This is a genomic window from Arthrobacter sp. YD4, assembly GCF_030410515.1.
In the GTDB taxonomy this organism is placed as follows: Bacteria; Actinomycetota; Actinomycetes; order Actinomycetales; family Micrococcaceae; genus Arthrobacter.
In genome coordinates, this window is the sequence record NZ_JAUHHD010000006.1 from 208,993 (window position 1) to 217,168 (window position 8,176).

The window sequence follows — 8,176 nt, forward strand, 5'->3', positions numbered from 1 at the left end:
TCTAGCCCTTGACCGAGCCGGCCGTGAGGCCGCTGACGATGTAGCGCTGCAGGTAGAGGAACAGGGCCATGACCGGCAGGGCGGAGATCACGGCGCCGGCGGCGAAGACGCCCCAGTTCTCCGAGCGCTGCTGGGCGACGAAGGAGTAGAGGCCGACGGCGAGGGTCTGGCTGTCCGGGTCGGTGAGCACCACGGAGGCGATGACGAACTCGCCGGAGATGGCGATGTAGGTCAGGAGACCCACGACGGCCAGGATAGGGGTGACCAGGCGCATGATGATGCCGAAGAAGATCTGGGTGTGGCTGGCGCCGTCGATCTTGGCCGCCTCGTCCAGGGACTGCGGCACGGTGTTGAAGAACCCGTACATCAGGTAGGTGTTTACGCCCAGGGCGCCGCCCAGGTAGACCATGATCAGGCCCAGCTGGCTGCCCAGCCCCAGGGCCGGGATAACCTCGGAGATGCCGCTGAGGAGCAGGAAGATCGCGACGACGGCGAGCAGCTGCGGGAACATCTGCAGCAGCAGCAGGCTGAGCAGCCCCACCCGGCGGCCGGTGAAGCGCATCCGGGAGAAGGCGTAGGCCGCCATGGCGCCGAGGAAGACGGTGGCCGCGGAGGTGATGCCGCCGACCACCAGCGTGTTCAGGAACCAGCGGGCGAAGGGCCGGGACGGGATGTTGAACAGGGCGGTGAAGTTGCCGAAGTCGATCTTGCTGAACAGGGCGTTGGAGCCCACCAGGGTGCCGGTGGAGTTCAGCGCGGCGGAGAGCACGTAGAGCAGCGGGAAGACCGCGAAGATGGTCACGGCGATGCCCACCAGGTGCCGCCAGCCCTTGTCCGCGAACCAGACGCCGAAGGGGCGGCTGCGGTGCAGGGACTTGAGGCGTTCGACGTCGGCGGCGGTGGCGCGGGCTGCCTCCCCCGTTGCCGGCTCCGCCGTCGTCCCGGTGGCCTGGTCCGTCGGGGTCGCCGACGATGCGGTGCGCGGTGCTGGCCCGTTCATGAGTTCACGTCCTCGAGTGCCTTGGTCTGCTTGAAGCTGATGGCCGATACGGTGGCCACGATGATGAAGATGATGATGGCTAGGGCGCTGGCCAGCCCGTAGTCGCGGCCGGTGCCCTGTCCGAAGGCCACCTTGTAGACCAGGGTGATCAGGATGTCCGTGGCGCCGATGTCCCGTGTGGTGTCCGCGAAGCGCGGGCCGCCGCCGGTGAGCATGAAGATGACGTTGAAGTTGTTGAAGTTGAACGCAAAGGACGAGATCAGCAGCGGGGCGATCGAGACCAGCAGCAGCGGCAGCTTGATCGACCGGAATACCCGCCAGGCGCTGGCGCCGTCCATCCGGGCAGCCTCGTCCAGTTCGGAGGGCAGGGACTGGAGCGCGCCGGTGCAGACCAGGAACATGTACGGGTAGCCGAGCCAGAGGTTGACCACCAGGACGCTGATCTTGGCCAGCACCGGATCCGTCAGCCAGCCGATATGGGCGCCGCCCAGGAGGGTCTGGTTCAGCCAGCCGAACTCCGGGTTGAGGATGCCGGACCAGACCAGGCCGGTGAGGAAGGCGGGGAAGGCATAGGGCAGGATCATCAGGATCCGGTAGACCTTCTTGCCCTTGAGGTCCTCGCGGTTGAAGGCGATGGCCAGGAACAGGCCCAGGGCGAAGGTCAGCGCCACGGAGGCAATGGCGAAGGTGAAGGTCCAGAGAATGACGCCCACGAGCGGCCCGCGCAGGCTCGGGTCGGTGAAGGCGCGGGAGAAGTTTTCGAAGCCGACGTCGATCTTCCAGCCGGTGGACAGCGTCTGCCCGTCCGCCGCGGCGAAGGCGCCCTTGCCGTTGTCGCGGTAGACGGCGCCGCTGTCCGTGTCCGTGAAGGTGTCCGCACCGGCGTCGTACTTCAGCGAGGGCTTGAACTGGTAGGCGTTGCTGCCGTCCGCGGTGCGCAGGGTCCCGTCGGCCGGGTCGGCGGAGACGGGGACGGTGAGGGCCAGGATCTTCTGCTGGTTGGCGACGATCTCCTGGAAGTTCAGGGTCTGGTAGCCGTCCAGGGACTTGGCCTTGCCGGTGGAGTCCTTGACCGCGCCGGCGGCGTCCTCAAGGGGCTTGTCCGTGCTGCCGAGGGAGACCTTGCCGGCCGGGTCTGTGAAGAGCAGGTAGAACGAATCCCCCTTGGCCAGGACCGAAGTCTTGTAGGCCGGGGAGTCCGGAACGCGCTTCTGGGCGGTGAGCTGGATGGCGGAGATCGCGTCATCCTTGGTGCTGTTGTGCCCGTCGCCGTAGTTGGTAAAGGCGATATAGCCGCTGAAGACCACCACGAAGACCTGGAAGACGAGCAGGAACAGCACGCCGGGGGCCAGGTACTTGGCCGGGAGGCCGCCCTTGCGCAGGTAGATCCAGTTGATCGCCAGGACCACGACGGCGGAGACCACCAGGACGGTCCACGAGTGGCTGAGGAACAGCATGGTCAGGACGAAGACGGCCAGGGCGTCGACCAGACCCAGCAGGACGATCTTGGCGATGATGCCCTTGGTCCCGTCCGGGGAGGTGCGGCGGCGGGCTGACCCGGCCGGCCGTCCCGTGCGCTTGCCTGTGCGGGATCCCGCGCCAGGGGCTGGCGGTGCGGCGGAGGGGTCGGTGCCCTCGCGGAGTTCTGTATCTGGCATGGCTCTTCAGTCCTTGGGAGAAGCAGGGTGATGCAGGAACGGGCCGGGCGGTGTGGTGCCGCCCGGCCCGGAGCTGTCCGGATCCCGCCACCGCGGCGGTTCGCGGCGGCGGGATCCGGGGCGGGGGCTAGCCCCCGATCTTGGTCTTGATGCTGGCAGCCATCTTGGCCCAGTCGGCGGCCGGGTCGCCCTGGCCCTTGATCAAGGACAGTTCGGTTGCACCCCAGTCAGCCCAGACGGCGCTCATTTCCGGGATGGCCGGCATCGGGACGCCGGTGGCGCCGATCTTGCCGAAGGCCGCGACGACCGGGTCGCTGGCGGCCTTGTCGAAGGAGGCCTTCAGTGCCGGCGGGCGGCCGCCGGCCTTGTACATGGAGTCCTGGGCTGCCTCGGAGGTGAGGTAGTTGGTGACGAACTCGTTGGTGGCCAGGGCGTTGGCGCTCTTGGAGCTGATGAAGAAGCCGTTGACGCCGATAAACGGCTGCGCCGGCTGGTCGCCTGCGGTCGGCAGCGGGTCAACAGCGAACTTGATGCCCTTCTTCTGCACGTCCGGAACGTTCCACGGGCCGGTCAGGTAGTACGGGGACTCCCCGGCCAGGAACTTCTCCTTGGCGATATCACCGGTGATGTTGGAGTTGATGATCTTTTCGCCGGCGTCACCCCAGGCGGCGAGCTTCTTGGCGAACTCGACGCCGGCAGCGTCGCCGATGAGGAGCTGCTTGGGGTCGTAGCCGCCGTCGGCAGCCTTGCCGAAGACCTGCGAACCCATCGAGGACTGCAGCGGGTACAGGTGGTACGGGTCGCCCTGCTTGGGGTCCATGCCCACCAGGAACGGGAACTTGGCCTTGCCGTCGGCGACGGCCTTCTTGCCGTTGCTGATGACCTCGTCCATGGTCTTGGCGGAATCGGAGACGATTGCCGTGTTGCGCAGCAGTGCGATGTTCTCGATCGCGTACGGGACACCGTAAACCGAGCCGTTGTAGGTCATGGCCTTGATCGAGGAATCCTGGAAGGAGCCCTTCTTGTCGCCGAGTTCGACGGGGGCGATCACGCCGTTCTGGACGAACTTGCCTACCCAGTCGTGCGGTCCGACGATCAGGTCCGGGCCCTTGCCGGTGGGGACCTGGGTGATGAAGTCGTCACGGACGGCGGCGAAGTCCTTGACCACCAGTTTGACCTCGATGCCGGTGTCGGCCTGGAACTTGGCGGTGATGTCCTTCAGCGCCGGGGAGCGCTCGGCGTCGACCCACATGGTGATGGTGCTGGCACCGGAGGCCTTGAGGTCCGGCTTGGCCGTGGCGGACGGCGAGGCTGGGGAGGTGGCTGCCGCGCCGCCGCAGGCGCTGAGGGCCAGCGCGGCCACGACGGAGACGGCACCTGCCGTGAAAACCCGGCGGCTGGTGCCGGTGGTGAGGGTGTTCTGCACCTTCATTGGTGTCCCTTTCATAAAGATCCTGCATCCACACGTGAGGCCCGATCGGATCGAGTCGGGCCTGGTGGCATCGTCGGTGATGTGGCTCACAGCTGCAAGCGCTTCCAAGTTACACGCCGGTAGGTAGTTTGGGAAGTCGGCATTTGCCGGGCGTGTCGCGGGCGCCGGCCCCTCCGGCCGGCCCTTAGGGCTCCTCCGGCCGCCGATTAGCCCGGCGTTACAAGCAAATTCGCATTGCTACCCCGACGGAGGGGCCCCGGTGCCGGGAGAAGCGGGTGACCGAAACTTCTGGAAGCGTTTTCATTTCGGTGTCTTCGGCCTTACGATTACCGGCATGTCAGTTGATACAGTCCCAGCCTCCCTCGCCGGCCCGTTGACCCTGGTGCACGCCGCAGACCACACGCCCGGCTGGTGGCGATCCGCCGTTATCTACCAGGTCTACCCCCGGTCCTTCCGCGACCTGAACGGCGACGGCGTGGGCGACCTCGCCGGTATCACGGCTGAGCTGCCGCAGCTCGCCGAGCTGGATGTCGACGCCGTCTGGCTCTCCCCCTTCTACCGCTCCCCGCAGCGCGACGCCGGCTACGACGTCAGCGATTACTGCGACGTGGACCCGCTCTTCGGCACCCTGGACGACTTCGACGCCATGATGGCCGAGGCCAAGCGGTTGGGCCTGCGGCTGATCGTGGACCTGGTGCCCAACCACTGCTCGGACCAGCACGCCGCGTTCCAGGCCGCCCTCGCCGCCCCGGCCGACGGCCCGGAGCGGGACATGTTCATCTTCCGCGACGGACTCGGCGAGTCCGGCGAACTTCCCCCGAACAACTGGCAGTCGCACTTCGGCGGTCCGGCCTGGACCCGGATCACCGAGCCCGACGGCGCCGCCGGCCAGTGGTACCTGCACCTCTTCGATTCCTCCCAGCCCGACTTCAACTGGGACAACGACGCCGTCCACGCCGAGTTCGAACGCGTCCTGCGGTTCTGGCTGGACCGTGGGGTCTCGGGCTTCCGCGTCGACGTCGCCCACGCCCTGGTCAAGGCCCCCGGCCTGCCGGCGTGGGGCGGCCGCGCCGACGGCAACAGCTCCGACGGCTTCCCCGGCCACGAGGCGCCGATGTTCGGCCAGCCGGCCCTGCACGACATCTACCGCGCCTGGCGCCGGATCCTGGCCGAATACGGTCCGGACCGGATTCTTTGCGCCGAGGCCAATGTGGACCCGCTCCCCCGGCTGGCCGACTGGGTCCGCCCCGACGAGATGCACCAGGCGTTCAACTTCCCGTACCTGCACGCCGGCCTGGACCCGCACCGCATGCGCCGCGTGGTGACCGAGTCCCTGAACGCCCTGGACGCCGTCGGCGCCCCGACCACCTGGGTGTTGTCCAACCACGACGTCGTCCGGCACGCCACCCGCTTCGGCTACGACGGCCCGGCACCCCGCGACGGCGACGGCATCGGTCCCGCCGATCCCCAGCCGAACGCCGAGCTCGGCCGCGCCCGCGCCGCCGCCGCCACGATGTTCATGCTGGGCCTGCCCGGCGGGGCGTACCTCTACCAGGGCGAGGAACTCGGCCTGCCGGACGGCATCGACATCCCCGACCACCAGCGCCAGGACCCCACCTTCGGGCGGACCGGCGGCGAGCGGCTGGGTCGCGACGGCTGCCGTGTGCCGCTGCCGTGGCGGGCAGGCGAACCGAACAACGGCTTCGGCTCCGGCGCTGACCCGTGGCTGCCCCAGCCGGAAAGCTTCGGCGTTTTGGCCCGGGACACCCAGGCCGCCTCGCCGTCGTCGCACCTAAACCTCTACCGCAGCATGCTCGCGCTGCGCCGGCAGCTGCGCCTCGGCGAGGGCTCCCTGGCCTGGCTCGAGGACTGGTCCACGGACAGCTCGCTGGGCTACCTGAACGGCACCGTCGCGGTGCTGATGAATGTGGGTCACGAACCGCTCGACCTGCCCGCCGGAACCGTGCTGCTCCGCAGCTCCGCGGCTGCCGGCATGAACGTCCCGGAGCATCAGTTAGGCTCAGGGGAAACTGTTTGGCTGGAAATCTACATCGAGGACACGGAGAGCTGAAAATGCCCGGCATCAAGGACGTCGCGGAACGGGCCGGCCTCTCCATCGCCACCGTTTCACGCGCCTTGAGCGGCAAGGGCAACGTCTCTCCCCGCAGCCGCGCGCTGGCCCAGGCCGCGGCCGCGGAACTCGGGTTCGTCCTCTCCTACCATGCCTCCAGCCTGGCGTCCGGGCGGAACCACAACGTCGGCGTCGTGGTTCCGTCCGTGCACCGCTGGTTCTTCTCCGCGGTAGTGGAAGGCGTCTCGGCCACCCTGCTCGACGCCGGCTACGATCTCACGCTGTACAACGTCAGCGACGGCGAGGAGCGGCGGCACAGCGTCCTGAACGACTTCCTGCTGCGCAAGCGGGTGGACGCGGTCATTGCGGTGTCCCTGGAGCTCAGCGAGGCCGAAATCCAGCAGCTGCTGGCCATCCACCGCCCCATTGTTGGCATCGGCGGCCCCCTCCCCGGGGCTCCCACCATACGGATCAACGACTCGGGCCTGGCGGAGGCTGCCGCCCGGCACCTGATCCAGCTGGGGCACAGCCGGATTGCGCACATGACCGGAGACGCCGCCTACGACAAGGACTTCCGCCTGCCCGGGACCCGCCAGGCGGGTTTCACTGCGGCGATGCACGGCGCCGGCCTTCCCGTGCGGCCGGAGTGGCTGGTCTCCGCCGACTTCACCATCCAGGGCGCCTACGCCAGCGCCCGGCAACTGCTGGGGAGCTCCCCGGAGCGTCCGACGGCGGTGTTCGCCGCCTCGGATGAGATGGCGATCGGCACCATCCTCGCGGCCCGCGACTTCGGGCTTCGCGTTCCTGAGGATCTTTCGGTGATCGGCATCGACGGCCACGAGCTGGGCGAGGTCTTCGGCCTCACCACCATCGACCAGGATGCCCGCGGCCAGGGTGCCCTCGCGGTCCGGCGCCTCCTGGAGGGGCTGGAGGGCGGCGGCGGGGAGCCTGCCGCGGCGGACCTGGAATACCCCACCCGGTTCGTCATCCGCTCCAGCACGGCCGTGCCCCCGGCCGACGCGTCTCCGCTGCACTAAGCGTCTCCGCGCACTAGTACCGCAGCCTGGCGTACGTTCCTGCCCAGTTACTTCCCAGCCCGAGCACTTACTCAACCGCAGCGGCCGGATTGTGGACCTTCCAAGGTTCCTCCCCGTGATGCTTGGGCGAGTAACTGGGAAGGATGGTACGGGGGACGCCCCCGTTAGCCCTGGTCGCCGCCCATGAACCGGACATAGCGCTGCAGAATCATGGGCCAGAGGCCCTCGTACTCGTCACGGGTCACTGCCGGGTGTTCTGCGCCTTCCCATCCGCTGTGAACCAAACGGAGCTCGGTACCGGCATCCACAGCCCGGAACGCTACGCGAATCTCCGTGGACCACAGCGCCTGGGTTCCTGGGTGCCAGCTGGCGTGGAAGGAGAGAGGGGGCTGCCAGTCGTCGATGGTCCCCCAGATGGAGGTGCGGCCGTCGTCCGCGGTTTCCAGGATCAGGCTTTCCTCGAACTCCACGTAGGATCCGGCCCCGTACACGCCGTGCTCCTCGAGCGGCCACCACAGGTGCGTGTGCTCGGTGAAACCCACGAATGCCCTGGCGACGGCGCCGGGTACGACGACGGCGCACACCAACGGGTCAAGACCCTCGGAGGGACCGGGCTCTGGGGCGGCAGCTGCGTGGCTGAAGAGGTTATCCATGAGCGTCAACTCTACTAGGGCAGTCGATGGCCCCACCCTGTGCATACGCCCGCTCCCAGAGCCGGCTCAGCGGGGGGCGCCTACGCCGTTGCTGCCGGCTCCAGAGCCGGCTCAACGGGAGGCGCTCCTACGCCGTTGCTGCTGTGGTCGTTAAAGAGCTCAGGCCCCGACACTGGTTGTCGGGGCCTGAGCCGCTAAATTATGTCCGGCGGTGACCTACTCTCCCACACCCTCCCGGGTGCAGTACCATCGGCGCTGTGGGTCTTAGCTTCCGGGTTCGGAATGGGACCGGGCGTTTCCCCCACGCTATGACCGCCGTAACCCT

General features: G+C 68.0%; 6 protein-coding genes and 1 rRNA gene. 2 read left to right on the plus strand and 5 right to left on the minus strand.

The features are described from left to right. Window position 1 precedes the first annotated feature (1 nt). From QWJ39_RS15585 to QWJ39_RS15595, 3 genes are all read right to left on the minus strand, one after another. Window positions 2-1,000 (minus strand): sugar ABC transporter permease, encoded by a 999-nt coding sequence (locus tag QWJ39_RS15585; protein WP_290258786.1) that lies wholly within the window; start codon window positions 998-1,000, stop codon window positions 2-4. Then, window positions 997-2,658, minus strand: a complete 1,662-nt coding sequence (locus QWJ39_RS15590; RefSeq protein ID WP_290258787.1) for an ABC transporter permease subunit — start codon at window positions 2,656-2,658, stop codon at window positions 997-999. The genes QWJ39_RS15585 and QWJ39_RS15590 overlap by 4 nt, the downstream gene beginning before the upstream one ends. 127 nt (window positions 2,659-2,785) lie before the next feature. Next, the gene (locus tag QWJ39_RS15595) at window positions 2,786-4,090 is read right to left on the minus strand and encodes a maltose ABC transporter substrate-binding protein (protein ID WP_290258788.1); all 1,305 of its coding nucleotides are present in this window, start codon (window positions 4,088-4,090) and stop codon (window positions 2,786-2,788) included. Between the two features lie 334 nt (window positions 4,091-4,424). Here QWJ39_RS15595 and QWJ39_RS15600 point away from each other — a divergent pair, with 334 nt between their 5' ends. Together QWJ39_RS15600 and QWJ39_RS15605 are read left to right on the plus strand one after the other, a co-directional pair. Further along, a complete protein-coding gene (locus QWJ39_RS15600; RefSeq protein ID WP_290258789.1) occupies window positions 4,425-6,161 on the plus strand; it encodes an alpha-amylase family glycosyl hydrolase in 1,737 nt (578 codons plus the stop codon). Window positions 6,162-6,163: 2 nt separating this feature from the next. Further along, the gene (locus tag QWJ39_RS15605; RefSeq protein ID WP_290258790.1) at window positions 6,164-7,198 is read left to right on the plus strand and encodes a LacI family DNA-binding transcriptional regulator; all 1,035 of its coding nucleotides are present in this window, start codon (window positions 6,164-6,166) and stop codon (window positions 7,196-7,198) included. Between the two features lie 164 nt (window positions 7,199-7,362). On the opposite strand, the gene QWJ39_RS15610 is transcribed toward QWJ39_RS15605, so the two are convergent. Further along, a complete protein-coding gene (locus QWJ39_RS15610; protein ID WP_290258791.1) occupies window positions 7,363-7,851 on the minus strand; it encodes a hypothetical protein in 489 nt (162 codons plus the stop codon). Window positions 7,852-8,054: 203 nt separating this feature from the next. Further along, window positions 8,055-8,171, minus strand: a 5S ribosomal RNA gene (rrf, locus tag QWJ39_RS15615). Window positions 8,172-8,176: the final 5 nt, after the last annotated feature.